Origin of the sequence: Mesorhizobium sp. M4A.F.Ca.ET.050.02.1.1 (assembly GCF_003997725.1) — a bacterium.
Taxonomy (GTDB): Bacteria; Pseudomonadota; Alphaproteobacteria; order Rhizobiales; family Rhizobiaceae; genus Mesorhizobium.
Genome location: NZ_RZSG01001438.1, coordinates 1 through 576 on the forward strand (window position 1 = coordinate 1; position 576 = coordinate 576).

At 65.6% G+C, this 576-nt stretch carries 2 protein-coding genes; one reads left to right on the forward strand and one right to left on the reverse strand.

Annotation, left to right across the window (positions count from 1 at the left end):
• A partial coding sequence (locus tag EOA33_RS38005) for a CHRD domain-containing protein (protein ID WP_127407861.1) occupies positions 1-287 on the forward strand: 287 nt, incomplete at its 5' end.
• Between the two features lie 67 nt (positions 288-354).
• On the opposite strand, the gene EOA33_RS38010 is transcribed toward EOA33_RS38005, so the two are convergent.
• Positions 355-576: thiamine pyrophosphate-dependent enzyme (locus EOA33_RS38010; protein WP_245482612.1), on the reverse strand; the 222-nt coding region annotated here is incomplete at its 5' end.

Consider the following 576-nt stretch of genomic DNA (forward strand, 5'->3'; position numbering starts at 1 on the left):
CCGCCACATTCACCTTCGACACCGCCAAGAAGAAGCTGAGCTGGAACGTCAAATATTCCGGCCTCAGCGGACCGGCGACGGCGGCACACATTCACGGCCCGGCCGCGATGGGCGCGAGCGCGGGACCCGTAATCCCGTTCAAGAAGCTCAAGAGCCCGATCAAGGGATCGGCCACGCTGACCGATGCGCAGGCGGCAGACCTTGAGGCCGGCAAGTACTACGTCAACGTCCACACCGCCGCCAACAAGGACGGCGAGATCCGCGGCCAGATCGAGAAGGCTATGTAAGACGCAAAGGGCGGTTCATCCCCTTTGCGTGCAGCCGGCAGAAGGTCAGCAGGCTGCCCTTTCGCGTCTAGCTCTTGTCGCGTATCTGCGTCAGCGTGCGGGTCGGCGTGATCGCCTCGGGATCGAGCCTGATCTCGACGATCGCCGGCTTGCCGCTGGCGCGCGCGCGCTCGAAGGCCGGCGCGAAATCGGCGGTCTTCGCAACCGTCTCGCCGTGGCCACCATAGGCGCGGGCAAGGGCGGCGAAGTCCGGGTTCTTGAGGTCAGTGGCGACGACGCGGCTCGGATA